This is a genomic window from Rhizobium lentis, from assembly GCF_014200175.1.
In the GTDB taxonomy this organism is placed as follows: domain Bacteria; phylum Pseudomonadota; class Alphaproteobacteria; order Rhizobiales; family Rhizobiaceae; genus Rhizobium; species Rhizobium mulingense.
Map to the genome: position 1 here is coordinate 40,110 of NZ_JACHBD010000018.1, position 21,635 is coordinate 61,744.

Consider the following 21,635-nt stretch of genomic DNA (forward strand, 5'->3'; position numbering starts at 1 on the left):
TCGCGTCCCCTTTCAATTGTTCCGGATCTCCCCGCAAACAGCTAGTGGATCATTCGATCTTCGCGGAGCCTGCTATATGCGATACCGATGATGTCCGAGCTGAATTTTTCGCCCTTTTGCGGATTCCAACCACTCAATGCCTTCTGGATGCCATCCACATCCGAGATTTTCTCGTGATCGGCAAGGAAATGCACCGACGAAAGTAGTTCCATCCCATAAGGGCTTTCGTAGCCTTCAAAGAGGAGGCTCGCCCGCTTGATGACTTCCTCCGCACGGTGGCGCTCGTCACCCTGCAGAAACTCGTCGGCCAATTTGTAAGCCTCAGGAACGACAGTCGTCTCCCGCGTGTCGGAGCTGAAACCCTTCAGGACATTCTTCTTCTCCATCGCCGAAAAGACTGTCCTAAGGTCATCGGAATATGGACCAAACTCATTGCGGGCAAACGCCATCCGGTAGTCCACTCCCATCGCCTGTAGGAAGTAGACAATCTTTTGCATGACGATTCTCGTAAGACTTCCGCCAAAATAGTCTGTGAGATCACCGAACGATTTGATCAAAACCGCCCGTTCGAAGTTCATTTCCATATTCACACTCCCACTGGCCTTGCCCTTCTCCGAGGGCTCGAACACCAAGAATTCAACTCCATCGACAGGAGAAAGCTTTCTGACGAGAAGAGGTTTCACTTCCTTCCACTCAAGGCCGCCATTTCCGCAGCCGAGCGGTGGAAGAACCACGCTTCTAATACCCAGCTTCGCAACCTGCGCAAGGAAATCGTCCAATCCCTTGTCGATAAAACCGATCTGTGATTTCCCCCGCCAATGATCCTTCGTGGGGAAATTGACAAGAAATTTCCAATTGTCCTGATCGAGCATATCCGTATTCTGGTATACGAACACTTTACCCGGTCGGAGGATCTTCCGGTCGCAAAGCCTCTTATACTCGTCGAAATTCCCGGGCCACCGCCTCTTGAACTCGAGCGCAACCCCCTTACCCATGACCCCGACGCAATTGACCGTGTTCACGATCGCGTCGGCCGGCTCTGCGAACATGTCGCCTTGCTTGAAAGTCACAGCCATCAGAAATAACACCCACGTTTCGCCAAGACTGGCAAATCGACACCCGCAGCATGCATCATGCTTTCAACCTGAGCTTTTATCCAGTCAGTTTTTGTGATGATACAGTCGAACATGGACAGAGGTATGGCGTCGCGTACCAAGAACTCCGCCATCCGCTTTCGCGCGCGGTCCTGATATCGAGGCGGATCGTCCCGGTTCGCGAAATATCTCGTAACTCCAGTGTATCCAATCTCCGGAATGCCAGCGGCATAGGAGCCGTCGTCGAAAAGGCTCCAGTCTACATGAGTTTCGATCTTCGAAACGTCCGCTTCGAAGCGCGGCGGCGGTGACTGCGAATTGCAAGCGGTGTCGCTAAACCAAAATGGCAGCTGGCTGTTCACAAACTTGTTTACACCCGCCACGAAAAACACGCGATCGTCCATAGTGGCCTTGCCGCGCACGACACCGTTAGGATCGACAAGGTCAACGTTACCCATGTGGATTGTGTAAGCCATCGATGTCAGTGGCGAGAAGTAAAATGCGACATGGTCATTGATCGCTCGATCGCACGGAGTTCGAAACTCTGTGCCGCGACGATTGACGATGCTGGCATAGGAAGTCTGGTGGCAGAGTTGCGACTGACCATGATTCTTTGACCTGATCTGCCTGTCCGCAAAGAAACGAGCACAATCCAAATAATGAGTCATTCGAAAAATAAAACGAGGAGCCGGCATCGCACTATCCGAGACAATCACAGGACGAGCGGATAGCGCGGAATTCTCGTCAACACAAGGCGATGTAAAGGCGTCGAGCAAGAGAAAACTAACATTTTGTCTAATGAGAGTTAGCTCGAAAATAGAATTTCCCGCGCCAATAGATCCAACCGTTTGAGCGCTATTCTCGCAGTTCAAGTTCGATTCTGAACTCGAAGTGTGCCGTGTTTTATATTGGAATTGCATGCGCACTTAAGTAAGCATCCTGCAGGGTGATGCTGCGAAGGTTAGTATTGTCGCCGCCTCCATGGGTGAGGTGAACTTACTATCGTGCCCGTAGTGTTCCTGTCGCCAGAAGGCTCCAAGGCTGTGAAGCAAACATTACACCAACCCCCACGCCCTAAACCTCCCCCTCCCCGTCATCTCTCTGAGGCCGAGCTCCAAAACGATGCGCCGCGCCGCCTGCGGCGTGACGCCCAGCGTCTTTACGACCGTTTTAGCCGACACCAGCGGTTTCGCCATCACCAGCTCGACCAGCTCCGGCAGTCTTGACGAGGCCCGCCGGCCCAACAGTTTTCGGTCCATCATCGTTTTCGCCAGCGCCAGACGGTCATGCTCCTTCAGGCCGATCTCGGCGGCCGCCAAAAAACCGTGGGCGATGGCGAGCAGCCGGGTTTCGCGATCGCGATGCCGGCGCCGATTGACGGGAATGGTTTTGAGGCCGAGATTGATGGCTACGAGATGTGCGGCAGTGGTGACACCGGCCTGGCGCAGGATCGAAGCGGCAAACAGCCGGCCGAGCCAGGGCGCATGCTGCAGCACCGCAATCTCGTTCCAGGCATCGAGGGCGACAATCGCCTGCAGCACCGCCGGGAGATCATTGGCCTGCCGCAACACGTTGCGCCATTCGCCCAGCCGCGCGTCCTCGTTCCAATCGAGATCATAAACCAGCGGATCCTTGTCGGGAGCCCGGCCGCGCCGCGTTGCGTTCTCGATCGCCGCCTCGGATCGGGCAAGCACCGCGTCGATGGCGGCATAGTCGACACCCGGGAGATCTTCGCCCGCGTCACCGTCTTCCCCCTCCCCTTTCGGCTCAACAGCGACAGGCCGCTTAGCGGCTGCGCCCCTCTCAGCATCATCGGCGCTGTCCGATGTCACGTCCGAGGTTTGCCTGAGCGTGCAAACGCCGTCGACTGATAATGCCCAGGAGGGCGCTTGCCCCACAATCCGCCGACGGGTGCGCAGCACGTCGCGGGCGATTGTCAGTTCATGGGTGGGTGTGCGAATATCGCGGGTGTCGTCATGGAGAACGAGGTCTTCGAGGTGAACAAGTTCGCCGTCGATCCACAGCGAGGCACACGCATCGGCGTATTGCGTGCGTTCAATCCAGCCGGCGCCGACCGGTGAGCGGGCGATGCGCTCGTCGAGGCGCGCCAGTTCGATGCCAGCGCGGAATGCCGGCTCCATCAGGGCGGTCATGCTGATTTTCGCGAGATCGTAAGCCATTGATTTTATGGTAAACGACTTTTTATAGGAACTCTATATGCATCTTAAGGTTCGCTAGTGGGCATTATTGCTGGCTAGGCGTCTCACTTCCGATAAGTATCGCTTATCGGAAGTGATTGCCAGAAGCCCGCAAATCAGTGAAAACGGAGCAATGGACGGCCGCCGACGCAGTTCCGGCAGCCGGATTTCGCCGCTTCAGGAGCTCCCGTGGACATCATCGCCCCGAAAAAATCAGCACCTGACGCCATCGCCCGGCGGGCCGAAGCCCTCGACACCATCGCCGCCGTGCTGCCGATCGACCGGCGCGACAAACTCGCCGAGATTCTTTCCGACCAGGATGTCGAGACGCTCAAACATCTGGTCAACGAGGGCATGGGCGACAATACACTCAGGGCGCTGACCTCCGACCTCAGCTATCTCGAAGCCTGGTGCCTGGCGGCGACCGGCAGCTCGCTGCCCTGGCCAGCACCGGAAGCGCTGCTGCTGAAGTTCGTCGCCCATCATCTGTGGGATCCAGCACGGCGAGAGGCCGATCCCGAGCACGGCATGCCGGCCGAAGTCGAGCAGGCGTTGCGAGCGGGCGGTGTCCTGAGAACGTCGGGGCCGCATGCGCCGGCGACTGTGGGACGACGGCTCGCCAACTGGTCGACGTTGACCAAATGGCGCGGTCTCGACGGCGCCTTCTCCTCCCCTGCCCTCCGATCAGCGCTGCGCCTCGCGGTCCGCGCCGTGCCGCGGCCACGCCGCCGCAAGAGCGCAAAGGCCGTGACCGGCGACGTGCTGGCCAAGCTGCTGGCGACCTGCGGCAACGACAGCCTGCGCGATCTGCGCGATCGCGCCATCCTGATGGTCGCCTTTGCCTCCGGCGGCCGCCGGCGCAGCGAAGTCGCCGGCCTGCGCAAGGAGCAACTGACGATCGAGCCGCCAATTGCCGGCGAGGACCGCAGCCCCCTCCCCTCATTGTCCATCCATCTCGGCCGCACCAAGAATTCCGGCGCCGGCCAGGACGAAAACGTTTATCTCACCGGCCGGCCGGTAGAGGCGCTGAATGCGTGGCTGGCGGCGGCGAAGATCGACGGCGGCAGTGTGTTTCGGGGGATCGATCGCTGGGGCCATGTTTCCAGGCGCGCGCTCGATCCGAAGGCGGTCAACGATATCGTCAAGCAGCGGGTGAGAATGGCTGGGCTGGAGGTGGGGGAGTTTTCGGCACATGGGTTGCGGTCCGGATACCTTACCGAGGCAGCCAACCGTGGCATTCCACTCCCCGAGGCAATGGAGCAATCGCGCCACCGATCCGTGCAGCAAGCATCGAGCTACTACAATAGCGCAGCGCGCCGCAGCGGACGGGCGGCAAATTTGCTATGATGGCGATATCGTAGCATTCTCGACCATCGGGCTGTAGCGGTCGAGTTAAATTCCGAATCTTGCTAAATTTTTACTCTTGGTGCCCACGACAGGTTTAGACATTTCTCGGACCGGCTTTGTACAAGTCGGGTTCGCTATTGGTAAATTGCCAGCTTGCAATTTCGCGAAACAGCCGCTCGATACAAATGGGCAGATCCGAAGGCATACGGAAACTTTGATGCCACGGCAGTTGCGCCGACCGAAATCGATCTGCAAGCACAATCTTTCTTCCAACAATTTCCGTTTTCCCGTCCACCTTTTTGATCCACTTTTCGAAGCTCATAGGTAGATAGTCTTCGATGGTATATTTCTCAGTAATCCAAACCGAGGGTGATAAAACTCCCGTAGATCTCTCTCCTCCAGCGAGGGCTTTAGCTTCAACGAGCAAACGGTGTTTTGAAGTCTGCTCCTCGTCGACAACCTCATCGAAGTTGTCTTTATCGCGATCCATCACAATAAAGAATTTTCGATTCAGAGAACGGATGGATACCAGGTTGCTGCCCTCCTGATCTTGATCCTCAAGAGTCAGGTATTTCAACAAGGCGCCGCCGTAAAACGCGACCTGATAATTGATACCTTCAATCCAAGGAGCAAAACCCTCGTTTTGAGCATAGAGCTGGAGCCAGCGGTTGATATAAATCCGGTCGGACGGTCCTTCCACCCAGATCACGCCGTTGGCCTGCGCAAGATCCGCGGAACTGACACCGAGGTCGTCAAGGACGTCACGCCGATCTGCCAGTAATGATACCCGGGCACCGACCGCGCGAAAAACGACCGCGTCAATCGGCTCGGTGACGGACGGATTGATTAGCGATGGAGAGTGCGTAGATATAAACACCTGTTGATGCCGATCCCTCGCGATCTTCGCGACCTCGTCAAGAAGGAGGCGTTGGAGGCGAGGATGGAGCACTCGGTCTGGCTCATCCAGAACAACAATCGATTGTTGGGCGGCGCGACGCATGAAGGAGATCACGTAGGCGAACTGGCGCCAACCAAGCGGAAGATACTCGACCCGGAGCACCGAGGGCTGGCCGCGGTCGTCTGTCAACACGAGGTGGACGTTCCCGGCCGCTTCTTCATCTGGGCTGAACGGCGGAGCATTGATCTCCGCGCCAGGAATTTCGACCCTCGCAATCCCGTGGAGGCTCGGCCAAAATTCATTTAGAATGTCAAGAAAGTCAGGGGTATCCCGTTCGGGCCAGTTTCCGGCAGGCTCACAATACTCAATTGCTGGGATCTTCGCTGCCGCTATCGTCTCCTCAATCGTTTTCTTCCAGCGCGGTGCTGGATCGATCAGGGAACCCCTCAGGGCGCGCCCAAGCGGCATTGTCGCCTTTTGCGAACGATGATGTGGCTCGTGTTCCTGACCCGGAGCAACAGAGAGGAGTCGTTCCTGACTTGCTCTCGTCGCATCCCGCGTGGGTGATGCCCGAAATTCGGCCTGAAGAGCCCAATCACCGCCCTCAAACCGAAATCCTGAAAAGGCATCGCCGGGTGCGTTCTCTCGCGGAAGACTCGGCCAAAGCTTCGCGCAACGCAAAGCACGGATCAAATCCAATACCGTCGTCTTGCCTCCGCCATTGGGGCCGATAACGATGTTGATCCGCCGCGGAAAAAGCCACGGTGCGCAACCGACGTTATCGGCATGATAAATCTGCGGTAACGGTTCTCGCAGCGACTTTTCGCTCCAGTTCAGAGCTCTTATCCCCCAAAACCGAAATCGGGTGATAAAATGCGGCTCGAAAGTCCCCTCGTCAGTATGCATTAGTTCCCCTTTTTTGTCGTTTTGCACTCAGACCGGGTCTTCCTCACTTTGTGTGGTCCGTGTAATCGAGCTGTAGCATGTGTTCCCTAGCTAAACCCTGTACAAATCTTGCCATTTCAGGAAAGCCAATCTTCAGAAAGAACCTTGCTGAATTTTGGTTTACCCGCCTGTTGATCGCACCTTTGTCACGCGGCGACTACCAATCCAGCACCCCAGCGCCCGTTTGTTCCCCAGGGGCATGGCCTGGATTACGAACTGGTTCGGGCGACGCCATTAGATCACGGCAACTGCAGCTCCCACCAAGGACGAAACCGAGACCGCCGCAATGCCCCAAAAGATACAAAAAGCCGCATACCAAGCGCTGACCTCCTTCGAGGCCGAGGCCGATAAGTTGATGGGGGCGCTCTCAATATGGGGACTGCCATTTCGATCGATTTACTCGAGTGTGATCCTCGGCGCCGAAGTCGCTTTTAGCGGCGGGCGGTTCAAGGCAGATCGCAAGCCGGATGGGGAGAAGGGCGCCACCATGCTGGCGCGCCTAACATATTGGCGCCCATATTTAAGTACGGCTACTGCAGAACTTGGCCGTGACCTCCAAAACGCGTTGGACGCCGTAACACCCGAAATGCACGCGGAGATCAGGCAAGCCCTGATCTACGCACATTTTTGCGAGCTGATGCCGTTTGCCCATCGTGGCGCGTTTAGGATCGAGCAGACGGCGGATGGCTTCCGGTTGTCTTACCCAAATAAGGACGCTGCACATTATGAAGCTTTAGACGTGATCGCCAGCGAGCTTGCCCTGACGGCCATGGAAAAACACTTCCCCTTCAATCCGGCACCTTATCTGCGCATGATCGAGACGTGGCCGCGTTTGGATGGCGATTTCATCGGAGCTCTGCGGGACGCCTATAAGTTTCACTTGAAGAATGTCTATGAGGACATCTTTATCGGTGCTGAAGCCTATGAGCGCGTACTCGGCTTCACCCATGAGGAGTTTAAACGCGTCCGGGCGGCGCTGATGGCTTATGGGACATGGTGTCTCGGCATGGCGAATGCCGCAGAAGCCGGTGCCATGCAGGAGAAGGGTGAGCGGCATACTTATTTTGCCAAGGAGTGCCTAGAATGGCTAGCACCGCTTCACGTCTCGAGAATGGTGCTCGGGGTGACCGACCAAATTGCCGGAGTGCCGCGCGACCGGGTGGACAAGATCCTCAGATACTTCCAGGAGCCCGCGGTGGCGGGAGCGACGATCTCAGGCGAGGGGTATCTCGCGCCGATCCAGGTCCTTGGCGACTCGTTTCTGTTGTCGCCCCGCGCGCTACAGCTCATGACGCCGGAGCGCAACATCCTCTACGTCCTCAATCAGGTTGACCGAAAGCAGTTCGACGAGCTGGTGTCCGGCGAGCTAGAACCCTCTTTACTGGTACATGCTCGTCCCATATTCGAAGCCCTGCCTGGCGTCGAAATTAAGACCAACGTGATCTGGGCCGGTCGCGAAATCGACATCGTCGGTTATTGCCCCAAGACCAACTCGGCCGTTCAGGTCCAAGCAAAGGCGGCAATTCCTGCAAATGGCGCCCGTATGACGCGGCAGCTGGAAACCAATACACTGAAAGCCATCGAGCAATTGCAGGCGTTCGAGAAACTTGCGCCGGCCGAAAAGGATGAAATGATCCGCACGACTTTCAAGGTGGATGCCGAGAATGTTCGATGGTCCTCGGCGGTCCTGTCACGCTCCTCATTTGGAACCGTGCGTGCCTGGGAGGCGATGCAGGGGCGCGGAGCTCTCAATCTGCAACTGCTACAAAGCATCGTGAACGATGTCTCGGCCGAGGACGCCTTCGATCTTGCGACCCTCCCCCACCGCGCAATGAAGACGATGAGCGATATTACCGGTAAATGCTTCAAATCCTGGCGGGAAGAAACGCTCGACGTTTTCGGAACCAAGATCACCATCCCGCTTCTCGACCTCGACTACCCCGAGATCGGTCGCGCCCGGGCCGCATTGTTGCGCCGCTGAACCCGCAGCAGGCGGGTCCGCGCCCCCACCGCTTCGCGTCAGCACATCACTCGGCCAGGGAGGCTTGGGCGACGCAGTTGGGTGATCTCTCCCAACGAGGTAGCGACCCAAAGCAGAGGATCGTTCTATCGAGCGACTTGAGTGCTAATAAGGGAAGAACTTTGAAATTTAAGTTGGCCAAATGACCTGAAATCCGAGGTCTTCCTCCGGCCATGCCAAACCGAACCCGTTTCCCAAAGCCAAGGCTCGATCGTCGGCCCCAGTTACCGGAGTTTCCACAACGATCAGTTTTCTACCGGTCCATTGCTGGTGTTGTTCATAGTCCAACAGCTGGCCCATTGCTGTACGGATTGCGTACCTTACCGTAGCCGCTTCTGTCGGTTTGATCTCCACCATGACGACACCGCCCCTCCCATCGTCGTAACGCAGATCGTCGCAAAACGTCGCTGGGAAAGTTACGGACGGGTGACGTTTGCGAAGATAAGACTCGAACCTCTTGTGCAGGTCGTTATGCCGTGGGCTGATAACAGCCTCGTGCGCTCTCACGTAGCGCCGGTAACCCTCTGCCGTCGCTGCCCCTGCCCTCTTTTTGCTTCTGCGTTTGTTCGGGTTGTGCGCCGGTGTCTCCTGCCGCCCGTCGAGGAGCTCTCGGATTGAACGGACAAATCGCCTGGCCTCAGGGTCTTCCGTATCCTCTGCGTACCACCAGCTTGCTTGCCCGCTCCACCCCGGTCCACGATCGAGCATCAGTGCACTCTCTCTGTCTTTCGGGTCGAGTAAGTACGCGTTCTCGATGCGTGTCCTGCATCGAAAATTGTCCATCTCGTCTCGCTCGTGCTGCTCGGAGGGGTATACCCCGTTGAAGAACTGCCGCTTGCGATAAAGGCGAGCGTGTCGATACCAGCCAATGACGCATCGTGGGTCGTTGCCTTCCACGGGGGCAGTCCAGACTATGTCGACGTCGTCGACGTAGTCATCCGTCCGGCTCACTCCCAATTTCTCGATGGCGACCTTACGGTCGATTTCGCCTTTGATTGTCTCGAAGTGACCGTAGACGTATCCGTCGTCACAAGGAACGAAGTTGAGCTCCTCCCCGCAATAGCCCTGCTTTCTCGGAAAGCCGCCTCCGCCCTTGGGAGGATCCCTGGGGTCTCGTCCAGCGTAATGTTTCATCCAAGATATATTGCAAAACAGAAGAGGCATTCTGATATCCATCGCAACAAGTAATCACATCAATCTTCACTCCCTTCATCGTTCCTGCAAGGGACCAACCATCCGGAAACACTATGATCCAGATTTTCATCGACGACAGCGGAAAATCGGATCAGTCACCGGTTCTTGTTCTCGGAGGATATCTTGCCTCGAAGGAGAAGTGGCAGGTCTTGGATACCAGCTGGAATGAGATTTTGGCCAAGCACGGGATGACCAGTTTTCATGCCGCGGATGTATGGCGGCTAGGTTATTCTTCTGGGGTAAAGAGCCCCCTCGTGCGAGGCAGTGTTTTCGTGCAACTGATCGATTGTATTACCCAGCATGTCGAGCATGCTTTTGCTGTCTCGATTCACCTCGATAGCCACGAGCATTGGTTCGCACCCAAGCAGTTTCCTGAATACCCGTCGCTAAGGGTCTACAACATGGCATTCTATGGACTGCTGACGCAGATCCATCAGCACATGTTCAAACGTCACTTCAACAAAAACCTCGAGATAACGTTCGATGAACAAGGTGGCGAATCGACCTCCAGGATCCTTGAAGGAATGGAGGAGTTCTCTCGTCTGGCCGCCGGTGATTTCCCGGGCCTCAATATTGCCACTCCAAAATTCATGAGCGACGATAACTGCCCAGGCCTACAAGCTGCCGATATGCTGGCTTGGCTTTTGCGACGAGACGCGTTCAATGCCTCTCGTCAAGTAGACCGCTCGCAAACCGCCGAAGCCTTGATGTTGGGCGAGGCGCTTTCAATGCCCTATTCCGTTAAAATCTGGACAGATGAAGAGCTCCGGCAAGCTTCGGAAAACGTTCTGAAGACGCTACGAATGTCAATTCCGGACGCGATCTGACTCTGGTGAGCATTGGCCGCATACCGTTGTTCCCTGCCTTTCCCGAAAGCTTTCGGCGGAATTGTTTAGAATCAATACCTTAGTCTGTTGTCAGCTGACTACGTCCTTGTGCTCTCTCTATATACGATAAGGTAGCGCGACCGGTGCGCCATTTCACGCCCGCATCGCCCTGCCAGAATTCACTTTGAGCAGCGCCATTAGCATCGGGCCGAGCGAAAATTCACCTCTTCTCGCCCTTGATGTCAGATCCCGAAGATATCCGCCGGCCGATGTAATGTGCCCTGCCCGCTCCAATATCGCGGCCATCGTCGCTGCAGCATTTTCTGGCCCCATTGCCTCGCAGGCGTCCTGGTAGGCCGAAGGGCTCACGCCCAACATAGATCGGACCACGACGGCTGCCGTCATGAGTTCCCGCCAGCCACCGATTGACCCGCCGGGGCCGTACATGGAAATCCCTGGGCACGCTCTCAGAACCATCCCAAGTGGGAACGACTTTATCGGCTCGGCTTTGCGCCCAATATTTTGGCTCGGCTTTGCGCCCTGCTCGTTTCTAGAGCTAGGTTCAAATTCATTACTGGATTCGGTATTTGAATTCTGTATGTGCTGACGGAACTCGTTACCATTGGTGTCGGATTCTTGAAGATTGATGTGATTTTCCAGCAGATTGATCACTTCTTCTCTCAGCATCTCGAGTTCGTCGAGGATTACGACCAATTCCGCTGCGGCTTTTGCCCGGCGCAGCCGCGACACGGCTTCGACATAGAACTCTTCAACCTTGGCCCAATCTCCGGGAACGTCATCCTCCATCGCCGCGGAGATCAATTTCCGGATATCCCGTCGAGCTATTGTGATGCGCTCTTTGACAATCTTGAGCTGACGATTGGCCTCTGCAACCTGCTGAGCCATGACCGCAAGTTCTTCTGAGCGGGCAAGAAGCGGTGCAAGACTGAAGCCAAAGGCCGTCTCGATAGATCCGTCAGAGCCTTTTCGTGCATAGCGCTTGCCATTCGGGCTGTCGTTCCGCTGGATGAGGCCAGCATCGACCAAGAGGGCCAGGTTCTCGCGCAGCGTCGTGCCGGCGATACCGTTTGCCCGTGCCATGAGTTGGGCATTGGACGGAAAGACGACAAGATTCGATTCCTCCTTGAGCTCTGTTTCTGGGTAGAACGATACAAGCGCGTTGAGCACCGCAAGCGCTCGATCGCGCAAGCCCAGCAGCGATCGAGCGTCGCAAGCATCGCGATAGATCTTCCACTTGTCCGCCGACTTTCCTCGCCTGATGTCTGCGGATTTGAACTGCGCTGTCACCAAGGCAAGCGTTATCGGCCGCCGCCCGAAGGGCGTCGTCACATTTCCACTCTGCATTTCCTTCACCTTCCAATAGGCAAAAGAAGTCCGCTCACCAAAACGGTGCCAAAGACTCTTGACTGCGATTCATGGAAATGCGATTCTCAGGCTGCTTAGACCATTGAGAGAGGCTTCCACGACGGCGACGTTTGGGGGCCTTTTTCTTTTGCTGTTCCTATCCTCACTTATCCTTCAGATGGCGGATTTTCTTTCCTGAAGTCCGCGTATAGCGCGGGAAGCTGCTCCATAATAAACCTGGCAAAAGCCTCGTCCCGATCTCGGTTAATTTCGATTTTGCAGTGCTTGCCCCCGACGGCGAGCGTTGCGATTTCATGCCCGTCAGACGACTTGGCGACCAAGTGGGGCAGGGATGCAGAGGACGCCTTCACATCATCTAGCTTGGCCGCTCTCAGAACCGCCAGGAAACGACCGTCCGAATCCTTGTGGGCAAATGATTTGTCCTCAGTTGCTTTGAGAGCCTTCTTTTCCGCGCCGTCGACCTTCAAGAGATCGGCTAGTTCTTGCCACCTTGGTCTCCCGATTTTCGGCGCACGGCCAATCGAATCGATTAGCCACCGTGGAACTGAGCGAGCGACACCAATGAGCTTGTGTGCCTCCTGCCGGTCAACGGACAGTGCCGTCTGGATGAGCGATCGTTGGAAGCCTCCGTCCTCGAGTTTCAAAGCAAACGAGGCGCGCTCGATGAACGTAAGATCTTCCCGAGCCGAGTTCTCGATGCCCTGAGCGACTACGAGGCGATTGTCGTCTAACTCGCGGACATAGGCCCTCACCCTAAAACCGAGTTCGGTTGTGGCGCGAACCCGACGATGTCCATATGCAATCTGGTATCGACCCGGGGCCGATGGATGCGGACGAACAAGGACCGGAATCTCTTGCCCATGGTCCTTGATCGAGGTCTTCAGCGCCTCGACCGCCGCTATGTCATGATCCGCGAACCGGTCGGCGAAGGGGGAGGGATCGATTAACGCCGGGTCGAGATCAACCGGAACGGCCCCGTTCGCCACCTGTTGCTTAAGCTCTTCGTAGTCTCTCTCCACCTCGGAAAAGGTGTCTTTCAAAGAACGAACAGCACCCGACGCCACTCGCTGCACCGGTTGCCTCGACTCTTCAGAAGCGACGTGATCGCCTCCGCCTGCGAAGAGGGAACGGATGGACTGTGTGCGTTTGCTCATCGTTACATCCCTAACCGAACAGCTGATTCAGCGCTATGATGTAGTCAGCTGACAACACGTTAAGTTTCTGATTTGTTTGCGAACCGTCCGCTTTCATCGGCCCCAAACCTTGTTGATCAATTCAATCACTTCCTGGTTCACCGCGTTGATCGATTCCATCGCTCGATCATACGTCGTCCGACCGACCGCGCCTCGCGAAAGCTCGTAGAGTGACTGCTTCGTCAGCCCGGCGTTCGCGATGGCTGTCGATTTCCAAGCGGCTGCGGCCATCACGTCTCCAGCGAAAACGTCGCGCAGCAACCCAACGATCTCCTGCTCAGGAACGTCACGCGGATCGTGTCTCGTCACGAGAAATCTCAGAAAATCGTAGTCGAGCCGACCACCTGCCTCTTCAATGACCGAGACAAGGTCGGAGGTCATGAGGAGAAACTGGCTCATGGAGGCGACATCCACCATTTGCGGGTGAACGGTGACGATCATTCCGGTCGCTGCATTCAACGCTCCCATTGTCAAAAAACCGAGCTGCGGAGGGCAGTCGACGACGACAACGTCGAAATCGTTCTCGACTTGGCTGATCGCACCAGCGACGCGACGGAAAAACAAATCCTCCGGACGGCCACGATTCTGCAACATGTAGCGCGGCGTCTGGTGCTCGAACTCCATGAGTTCGAGGTTTCCGGGAACAATGCTAATCCCGGTAAAATAGGTGGGCCGGACGATCTTCTTCATAGGCACCCGCTGGTCGTCATACCGGAGTGCACCGTAGAGCGTAGTATTTTCCGCCACATCGAATTCGGGCTGATATCCGAACATGGCAGAGAGAGACGCCTGGGGATCAAGGTCAATCGCCAAAACTCGATATCCCTGCAAAGCAAGGCCTTGAGCAAGGTAAACCGACGTCGTCGTCTTTGCGGAACCGCCCTTGAAATTGGCAACTGTTATGACCTGAAGCTTTTCACCATGGCGTCGCCGCGGCCAAAATCTGCTCGCTTCTTTGGGTCTTGCTCCAGCTAGGTATTGGCGAAGCTCGTTGATCTGTTCCAACGAGTAGGAGCGCCGCCCGGCGTTTCCGAGATCCGGTGATGGACCTAGGCCATCAAGCGACAGCTGCCGCAAATAGCCATCCGAAACGCCAACGATTTCGGCAACTTCTCCAGAGGTAAAGGACCGCAGCGATTTTTGAGCCATCGGAGGAAAAGCTCGCTCTCCTACAGCCCGCAACCTGGCGGATAGCGCTTCCGCGCGCTGCGTGATGTGTGCGGAAGTCGATGCCAGATCGATTTGTCTGTCAATCACGTTCACTTTGGCCTCGGTTTCAGACGGTTTGTTGGCGTCAGACGCGCTATTTCCGTCTCATGATAACGCACGATTCTGCGAGTCTCGCAAGAGAAATAGGGTTAACAAAACCTCAACGAGGCCGCTCCTGCTCGCAACACATACCGGTCGCCAGACGGCTTTATCCAGCAACTTCAAGTCATTGGCGAGAAGGTCGCAAACTTTGATCACGATGCGTTCTACTGTGAATCCTACAAGGTGAAGCTATCCGTCCAATTCGCAATTCGGAGCGTTTCACTTCCATTCAAGGTCAATGAGTGCCACGACTCAGGTCAAACGACCTTGTAGGATCCTACAACTACCGTCCGAATCCGTTCCGTGCTGATTTCCCGCCGACCAATATCGACGGAGAAATTCATGCAGGTTCTCGCGATTTCCACACCGCGAAATGTTTACGAAACTCGGCTTCTTCACAATCATCATCAGCTACGTGCACGCGTTTTCTCCGAGCGTCTCCGCTGGGAGGTTGACGTTATCAACGGTCAAGAGTCGGACGCCTTTGACGCTCTTGCGCCGACCTACATTCTCGCAATTTCCAACAGTGGCGCCGTAGCCGGCTGCGCGAGACTGCTCCCGGCACTCGGCCCGACCATGGTGACGGACATCTTTCCTTCGCTTCTTCCGAGCGAGGGACTCGGCGCGCATCACTTCATGATCGAGAGTTCTCGCTTTTGCGTCGACACGACCCTGCAAGAAGGAGGGGGCTCCGTTCATCAGGCGACGCTGACCATGTTCGCAGGCATCATCGAGTGGTGCATGACGAACGGCTACAGGGAAATCGTCACGGTCACCGATCTGAGGTTCGAACGAATCCTTGCGCGTGTCGGTTGGCCACTACGGCGGTTGGCGGAGCCCAAGAAAATCGGAGTGACCACGGCCGTCGCGGGAATCCTCCCCGTGAATGCCGACACGTTCCTACGGCTGCGACCCTCTGATTATCGATCCGAACTCAGCTCCGTCAGTAAAGCAGCGTAAGGAAACAGCCGTGAACCAGCTTCGCTCCCATCCCCGACTTGTCCGCAAGCTTCAGGAGGCCCTCGGCGACCAGCTCTGCGTCGCCTTGGACGACTCGACCGTCGTCGAGATCATGCTCAATCCCGACGGAAAGCTCTTCATCGAGCGGCTCGGCCACGGTGTGGCGCCGGCGGGTGAAATGTCCTCGGCCGCCGCGGAAATGGTAATCGGAACGGTGGCACATGCCCTCCAGTCCGAAGTGGACACCGAGCAGCCAATCATCTCAGGGGAATTGCCGATCGGCGGTCACCGATTTGAAGGCCTGCTGCCGCCTGTGGTCGCCAAACCAGCCTTCACGATCCGCCGTCGAGCCTCGCGCTTAATCCCGCTCGATGACTACGTGCGTTCCGGCGTGATGTCGGAAAACCAGGCGGCGACCGTCCGTAGTGCGATCTCCTCGAGGCTCAACATCATCATTTCCGGGGGAACCGGTTCCGGCAAAACGACGCTCGCAAATGCCGTCATCGATGAGATCGTCAAATCCGCGCCGGAAGATCGGCTTGTCATCCTTGAGGACACGGCCGAAATTCAGTGCTCGGCCGAGAACGCCGTGCTTCTCCACACCAGCGATACGGTCGACATGGCGCGCTTGCTGAAGAGCACCATGCGACTCCGTCCCGACAGGATTGTGGTCGGAGAGGTTCGCGACGGCGCCGCCCTCACATTGCTCAAGGCATGGAACACCGGTCATCCGGGGGGAGTGGCAACGATCCACTCGAACACCGCGATGTCGGCGCTCCGCCGTCTCGACCAACTGACCGCAGAAGCCAGCCAGCAGCCGATGCACGAGGTGATCGGGGAAGCGGTCGATCTCATCGTCTCGATAGAGCGGACGCCACGCGGGCGGCGCGTTCGCGACGTCATCCAGGTCGAGCGCTTCGCGGGCGGCCAATATGAAGTCGAATCCGACCAGCTCACGGAAGAACAGGAGGCGCGCCATGTCGCGTAAGAACGCCGTCATCGCCGTCGCCCTCCTCGCGGCACCCATCGTCCTCGCCTCGGTCGCGCCGGCGCTCGCCAGTTCCGGCGGCGGTCTTCCCTGGGAAGGACCGCTGCAGCAAATCCAGGAGTCGATCACCGGTCCGGTCGCGGGTGCCATTGCTCTTGCAGCGGTAGCAATCGCCGGCGGCATGCTGATTTTCGGCGGCGAGCTGAACGATTTCGCGCGGCGGCTCATGTATATCGTCCTTGTCGCTGGCATCCTGCTTGGCGCGACCAACATCGTCGGCTTGTTTGGCGCTACCGGAGCCTCGATCGGACTGCCCGACGAGCAGACCACCTCTGTCAGTCAAACTGAAGAAGGGGAGGGGGCTCATGGCTGAGTTCCTGTCCGGGCTTCAACGCAACCGCATCCACCGCGCGCTGTCGCGACCGAACCTTCTGATGGGCGCGGACCGGGAACTGGTGCTGCTCACGGGTCTTGCTGCCGTCATCCTCATTTTCGTGGTGCTGACAGTCTATTCCGCCCTGTTTGGCGCTGCCGTCTGGATCGTCATCGTCGGGCTTTTGAGAATGATGGCAAAGGCGGACCCGTTGATGCGACAGGTCTATGTTCGCCATATCTCCTACAAGCATTACTACAAGGCGACCTCCTCGCCGTGGCGTCGGTATTGAGGAGCACGCATGGTCGCTCTCAAACGTTTCCGGGCCACCGGCCCGTCCTTTGCGGATCTCGTCCCCTATGCCGGCCTAGTCGACAATGGCGTCCTTCTTCTGAAAGACGGAAGCCTGATGGCCGGCTGGTATTTTGCCGGGCCCGACTCCGAAAGCGCCACCGACTTGGAGCGCAACGAACTGTCGCGACAGATCAATACGATCCTGTCGCGGCTTGGATCCGGTTGGATGATCCAGGTCGAGGCCGTGCGAATTCCCACATTCGACTATCCCTCGGATGATCGCTGCCACTTTCCCGATCCGGTCACGCGCGCGATCGATGCAGAGCGGCGTGCGCATTTCGCGCGCGAGCAAGGGCATTTCGAGAGTAAGCACGCGCTCGTCCTCACCTATCGGCCGCTCGAATCCAAAAAGACGGCGCTCAGCAAATACATTTACTCGGACGAGGAGAGCCGGAAGAAAACCTATGCCGACACCGTGCTCTTTATCTTTAAGAACGCTGTCCGCGAGACCGAGCAGTATTTCGCGAACACTCTTTCGATCCGCCGCATGGAAACCCGCGAGGTCATCGAGAGAGGAGGGGAGCGTGTCGCCCGCTATGACGAGTTGCTGCAATTCGTCCGCTTTTGCATCACCGGCGAGAACCACCCGATCCGGCTGCCGGACGCTCCGATGTATCTTGACTGGATCGCCACGGCCGAGCTTGAGCATGGGCTGACGCCTAAAGTTGAGAGCCGCTTCCTCGGCGTCGTAGCAATCGATGGGCTGCCGGCGGAGAGCTGGCCGGGGATCCTGAATAGCCTCGATTTGATGCCGCTCACCTATCGTTGGTCATCGCGCTTCATCTTCCTCGATGCGGAAGAGGCCCGGCAGAAACTGGAGCGCACCCGCAAGAAGTGGCAGCAAAAGGTGCGGCCGTTCTTCGATCAATTGTTCCAGACGCAGAGCCGTTCAGTTGATCAGGACGCCATAACCATGGTGGCTGAAACCGAAGATGCCATCGCGCAAGCCTCCTCGCAGTTGGTCGCCTACGGCTATTACACCCCCGTTATCATTCTGTTTGATCACGATCGAGAGGCATTGCAGGAAAAGGCAGAAGCGATCCGCCGGCTGATCCAGGCGGAAGGGTTCGGAGCTCGGATCGAAACCCTCAACGCCACCGACGCCTATCTCGGCAGCCTGCCGGGCAACTGGTACTGCAATATTCGGGAACCGCTGATCAATACCAGCAATCTTGCGGACTTGATCCCTCTCAATTCCGTATGGTCGGGCAATCCGGTGGCGCCGTGCCCGTTTTATCCGCCGAATTCGCCGCCGCTCATGCAGGTGGCGAGCGGGTCGACGCCGTTCCGGCTCAACCTCCATGTCGATGACGTCGGTCACACGCTGATTTTCGGACCAACCGGCTCGGGGAAGTCGACGCTCCTCGCGCTGATCGCGGCGCAGTTCCGCCGATATGACCAGGCCCAGATCTTTGCCTTTGACAAGGGTAGCTCGCTCCTACCCCTGACGCTCGCCACCGGCGGCGATCACTATGAGATTGGCGGCGATGCGCGGGAGGACGGGAAGGCACTGGCCTTCTGCCCACTGTCAGACCTCTCCGGCGACGCTGATCGCGCATGGGCCGCGGAATGGATCGAAATGCTCGTTGCCCTTCAAGGCGTCACCATCACCCCGGATCATCGCAACGCGATCTCTCGCCAGATTGGATTGATGGCAAGCGCCCCGGGCCGTTCGCTATCGGACTTTGTAAGCGGCGTGCAAATGCGCGAGATAAAGGACGCGCTCCATCACTATACGGTTGACGGTCCGATGGGACAGCTTCTCGATGCGGAACAGGACGGCCTCTCGCTCGGCGCCTTTCAGACTTTCGAGATAGAGCACCTGATGAACATGGGCGAGCGCAATCTTGTGCCCGTGCTGACCTATCTGTTCAGGCGGATCGAGAAGCGTCTCGACGGCTCCCCAAGCCTGATCGTGCTGGATGAGGCCTGGTTGATGCTGGGCCATCCGGTGTTTCGCAGCAAGATTCGGGAATGGCTGAAAGTGCTGCGCAAAGCGAACTGCGCCGTCGTACTCGCCACGCAATCTATTTCGGACGCCGAACGGTCCGGGATCATCGATGTGCTGAAGGAATCCTGCCCCACCAAGATCTGCCTTCCGAATGGCGCCGCCCGGGAGCCTGGAACCCGTGAGTTCTACGAGCGGATCGGGTTCAACGAGCGACAGATCGAGATCGTCTCGAACGCAATCCCCAAACGAGACTACTACGTCGTCACCCCGGAGGGCCGACGGCTGTTCGATATGGCGCTTGGCTCCGTGGCGCTCAGCTTTGTCGGCGCATCCGGCAAGGAAGACCTGAAGCGAATCCGCGCGCTCAGTTCCGAACACGGCCGCGACTGGCCGATCCACTGGCTTCAAACGAGAGGAGTTCACGATGCCGCATCGCTGCTCAACTTCGAATAGATCGCTCGCGGGTTTGGCGGCGGTCGCATTGACAATCGGCGCTATCGTGCCCGCAGATGCAGGAACCGCCACTGGCGCCGCGACCGAGTGGACTCAAGTCCTCAATAATGGCGAGTTGGTCGCTTTGGTCGGTAAGTCCGGCGAGCAGATCCAGAATCAGCTCACCCAGATCAGCCAGCTCGCGCAACAGATCGAGACGCAGCTCAATATCTATCGGAATCTCCTACAGAACACGGCCACTCTCCCGTCCCAGATGTGGGGGCAGGTCGAAAGCGATCTCAATCAGCTGCGCAGCATCGTCGAGCAGGGGCAGAGCATTTCGTTTTCGATGGGTAATGCCGACGACGTGCTGCAGCAGCGCTTCCAGAGCTACTCAAGCCTCAGGACCAACTTGCCGGACGCGACAAGTTTTTCGTCGAGCTACCAAACGTGGTCCGATACGAACAGGGATACGATTGCCAGCACGCTGAAGGCGGCTAGCCTGACAGCTGACCAGTTCGACAGCGAGGAGGGCACGATGTCCTCGCTGCGGTCGATGTCCGAGACCGCCGACGGGCAGATGAAGGCTCTGCAGGTGGGCCATCAGATCGCTACGCAGCAGGTGGCGCAGATACAGAAGCTTCGAGGTCTGGTCTCCCAGCAAATGACCATGATGGGAACGTGGCTTCAGTCCGAGCAAACCGACAAGGACCTTGCACAGGCCCGTCGGGAAAAGTTCTTCAACGCCGAGATCAAGAGCATTCCGGAAGGGCAGAAGATGGAGCCCCGCTGGTGAGCCGCGTCGTCGTCATTGCCGTGCTCGCGCTTGTTGCAGCTGTTTCGTCGGCGGCGACTGTGCTGATCGTTAATTCCAAAGAATCCAAGGCTGCCCTCACCGAGGAGCAGCGCGCTGTCAGGGAGAAATTCTTTGGCTCGAATAAGGAACTGCCACCAATCAAGGACGGTCAGGAGATGGGCCCAAGATGGTAATGCCTCCTCTTGAACGTTCGATCCTGATCGCTGGCCTACTTTGCTTCATCCTCGCGGCACCCGCTTTAGCACAAGAGGGGCAGGTCCTGACGGAACTTGAAAATCAGGTCTCGACTGCCGCAAAAGGATGGGAGACCACCATCATGGACGCGGCGAAATCCCTGTTCTGGATCCTCGCCACAATAGAGATTGGGATCGCAGCCGTCTGGCTCGCGCTCCAGGCGGCTTCCCTGGACAGCTGGTTTGCCGAACTTGTCCGTCGCATCATGTTCATCGGCTTTTTTGCGTTCGTCTTGACCCAGGGACCGACCTTCGCTCGTGCGGTGGTCGACAGCCTCTTCCAGATTGGCGCCGGGGGTGGTTCCGCTTCGCCAGCGGAAGTCTTCGATGCTGGAATTCGGGTGGCATCACAAATGTCGCAGCAGGCTCAATTCGGCGTATTCGAGGACAATGCGCTGGCGATCGCGGCTGTGTTGGCGATGGGCGTGGTTGTCATCTGCTTCTCGCTGGTCGCTGCGATTTTCGTGTCGGTCATGGTGGAGATGTATGTTGGTCTGCTCGCCGGCATGATCATGCTCGGGCTCGGAGGATCCTCCTTCACTAAAGACTTCGCTATCCGTTATCTCGTTTACGCCTTCGGCGTCGGAATGAAGCTCATGGCGTTGGTGATGATCGCAAAGATCGGATCCGAGGTCCTGATGGGCTTGGCAAATGCGTCAACGGCCTCCTCAGACCAGTTCGTCACGACGCTCGCCATCGCCGGGATCTCGGTGGTGGTCTTCATTATCGCCATGTATGTGCCGAACATCATTCAAGGTGTCGTTCAGGGTGCCTCTGTTTCCGGAGGGATGGAAGCGATCCGACATGGTGGGCAGGCAGCCTCCTTCGCCACCGGCGCCGGGTTCCTTGCAACGGGTGCGGTAGGGGCAGGTTTTGCGGCGGGTCAGGCTGCCCGCGCTGCAGGTTCATCGGTCGCTGGTGCGGCTCTTCGAGGTTTCGGTGCAGGGATCGGGTCTGCCGGGATGGCCACAGGCGCTGCGGCTAAGGAAAAGGCGATCGGTTCGCCAGGAGCATACGCTGGTTCGATCCTCGGGCTTGCGAACGCGAAGCTGGACGAGGCCCGCAGTGGGTTCAGCGGACTAAAACCAGCCCCCGAACGCAAAGACTAACAGCA

19 protein-coding genes are annotated in these 21,635 nt (G+C 57.5%); 11 read left to right on the forward strand and 8 right to left on the reverse strand.

Annotated elements, in window-relative coordinates; all coding sequences use genetic code 11:
* Positions 1 to 41: 41 nt before the first annotated feature.
* The 3 genes from GGI60_RS28755 to GGI60_RS28765 form a co-directional block, all read right to left on the reverse strand.
* Positions 42 to 1,076 (reverse strand): macro domain-containing protein, encoded by a 1,035-nt coding sequence (locus GGI60_RS28755; RefSeq protein WP_183934946.1) that lies wholly within the window; start codon positions 1,074 to 1,076, stop codon positions 42 to 44.
* Positions 1,076 to 1,966, reverse strand: a complete 891-nt coding sequence (locus GGI60_RS28760) for a DarT ssDNA thymidine ADP-ribosyltransferase family protein (RefSeq protein WP_183934947.1) — start codon at positions 1,964 to 1,966, stop codon at positions 1,076 to 1,078. The genes GGI60_RS28755 and GGI60_RS28760 overlap by 1 nt, the downstream gene beginning before the upstream one ends.
* 183 nt (positions 1,967 to 2,149) lie before the next feature.
* The gene (locus GGI60_RS28765; protein ID WP_312863479.1) at positions 2,150 to 3,283 is read right to left on the reverse strand and encodes an RHE_PE00001 family protein; all 1,134 of its coding nucleotides are present in this window, start codon (positions 3,281 to 3,283) and stop codon (positions 2,150 to 2,152) included.
* Between the two features lie 198 nt (positions 3,284 to 3,481).
* Between GGI60_RS28765 and GGI60_RS28770 the strand changes: the two genes are divergently transcribed.
* Positions 3,482 to 4,639, forward strand: coding sequence for a site-specific integrase (locus GGI60_RS28770; protein ID WP_183934949.1), 1,158 nt, complete (start codon positions 3,482 to 3,484; stop codon positions 4,637 to 4,639).
* A 94-nt stretch (positions 4,640 to 4,733) separates the two neighbouring features.
* On the opposite strand, the gene GGI60_RS32270 is transcribed toward GGI60_RS28770, so the two are convergent.
* Entirely contained in the window at positions 4,734 to 6,470 is a 1,737-nt protein-coding gene (locus tag GGI60_RS32270; RefSeq protein ID WP_183934950.1) for an ATP-dependent endonuclease, read from the reverse strand.
* A 298-nt stretch (positions 6,471 to 6,768) separates the two neighbouring features.
* Between GGI60_RS32270 and GGI60_RS28780 the strand changes: the two genes are divergently transcribed.
* On the forward strand, positions 6,769 to 8,463 hold the full coding sequence (locus tag GGI60_RS28780; RefSeq protein WP_183934951.1) for a hypothetical protein: 1,695 nt from the start codon (positions 6,769 to 6,771) through the stop codon (positions 8,461 to 8,463).
* Between the two features lie 168 nt (positions 8,464 to 8,631).
* Here GGI60_RS28780 and GGI60_RS28785 read toward each other — a convergent pair whose 3' ends face one another.
* Entirely contained in the window at positions 8,632 to 9,666 is a 1,035-nt protein-coding gene (locus tag GGI60_RS28785) for a hypothetical protein (RefSeq protein ID WP_246720513.1), read from the reverse strand.
* An 83-nt stretch (positions 9,667 to 9,749) separates the two neighbouring features.
* Between GGI60_RS28785 and GGI60_RS28790 the strand changes: the two genes are divergently transcribed.
* Positions 9,750 to 10,523 (forward strand): DUF3800 domain-containing protein, encoded by a 774-nt coding sequence (locus GGI60_RS28790; RefSeq protein ID WP_183934953.1) that lies wholly within the window; start codon positions 9,750 to 9,752, stop codon positions 10,521 to 10,523.
* Between the two features lie 153 nt (positions 10,524 to 10,676).
* Here the strand turns inward: GGI60_RS28790 and repC are convergent, their stop codons facing one another.
* The 3 genes from repC to repA all read right to left on the reverse strand — a co-directional run bounded on the left by repC (position 10,677) and on the right by repA (position 14,365).
* A complete protein-coding gene (gene repC / locus GGI60_RS28795) occupies positions 10,677 to 11,888 on the reverse strand; it encodes a plasmid replication protein RepC (RefSeq protein ID WP_183934954.1) in 1,212 nt (403 codons plus the stop codon).
* A gap of 167 nt (positions 11,889 to 12,055) precedes the next feature.
* Complete coding sequence (gene repB, locus GGI60_RS28800) at positions 12,056 to 13,063, reverse strand: plasmid partitioning protein RepB (protein WP_183934955.1); 1,008 nt, start codon at positions 13,061 to 13,063, stop codon at positions 12,056 to 12,058.
* Positions 13,064 to 13,156: 93 nt separating this feature from the next.
* Entirely contained in the window at positions 13,157 to 14,365 is a 1,209-nt protein-coding gene (gene repA / locus GGI60_RS28805; protein ID WP_409527285.1) for a plasmid partitioning protein RepA, read from the reverse strand.
* 390 nt (positions 14,366 to 14,755) lie between these two features.
* Between repA and traI the strand changes: the two genes are divergently transcribed.
* The 8 genes from traI to trbL are packed head-to-tail and all read left to right on the forward strand — an operon-like array spanning position 14,756 to position 21,630.
* Entirely contained in the window at positions 14,756 to 15,373 is a 618-nt protein-coding gene (traI, locus tag GGI60_RS28810; RefSeq protein ID WP_183934956.1) for an acyl-homoserine-lactone synthase TraI, read from the forward strand.
* A 10-nt stretch (positions 15,374 to 15,383) separates the two neighbouring features.
* A complete protein-coding gene (gene trbB, locus GGI60_RS28815) occupies positions 15,384 to 16,361 on the forward strand; it encodes a P-type conjugative transfer ATPase TrbB (RefSeq protein ID WP_183934957.1) in 978 nt (325 codons plus the stop codon).
* Entirely contained in the window at positions 16,351 to 16,734 is a 384-nt protein-coding gene (locus GGI60_RS28820) for a TrbC/VirB2 family protein (RefSeq protein ID WP_183934958.1), read from the forward strand. Before trbB ends, GGI60_RS28820 begins: the two co-directional genes overlap by 11 nt.
* Entirely contained in the window at positions 16,727 to 17,026 is a 300-nt protein-coding gene (locus GGI60_RS28825) for a conjugal transfer protein TrbD (RefSeq protein WP_183934959.1), read from the forward strand. Before GGI60_RS28820 ends, GGI60_RS28825 begins: the two co-directional genes overlap by 8 nt.
* Before the next feature lie 9 nt (positions 17,027 to 17,035).
* On the forward strand, positions 17,036 to 19,492 hold the full coding sequence (locus GGI60_RS28830) for a conjugal transfer protein TrbE (RefSeq protein WP_183934960.1): 2,457 nt from the start codon (positions 17,036 to 17,038) through the stop codon (positions 19,490 to 19,492).
* A complete protein-coding gene (trbJ, locus tag GGI60_RS28835) occupies positions 19,464 to 20,267 on the forward strand; it encodes a P-type conjugative transfer protein TrbJ (protein WP_183934961.1) in 804 nt (267 codons plus the stop codon). The genes GGI60_RS28830 and trbJ overlap by 29 nt, the downstream gene beginning before the upstream one ends.
* Positions 20,264 to 20,461: an entry exclusion protein TrbK gene (trbK, locus tag GGI60_RS28840; protein WP_183934962.1), complete on the forward strand. Its 198-nt coding sequence runs from the start codon at positions 20,264 to 20,266 to the stop codon at positions 20,459 to 20,461. The genes trbJ and trbK overlap by 4 nt, the downstream gene beginning before the upstream one ends.
* Positions 20,455 to 21,630: a P-type conjugative transfer protein TrbL gene (gene trbL, locus GGI60_RS28845; protein ID WP_183934963.1), complete on the forward strand. Its 1,176-nt coding sequence runs from the start codon at positions 20,455 to 20,457 to the stop codon at positions 21,628 to 21,630. Before trbK ends, trbL begins: the two co-directional genes overlap by 7 nt.
* Positions 21,631 to 21,635 lie beyond the last annotated feature (5 nt).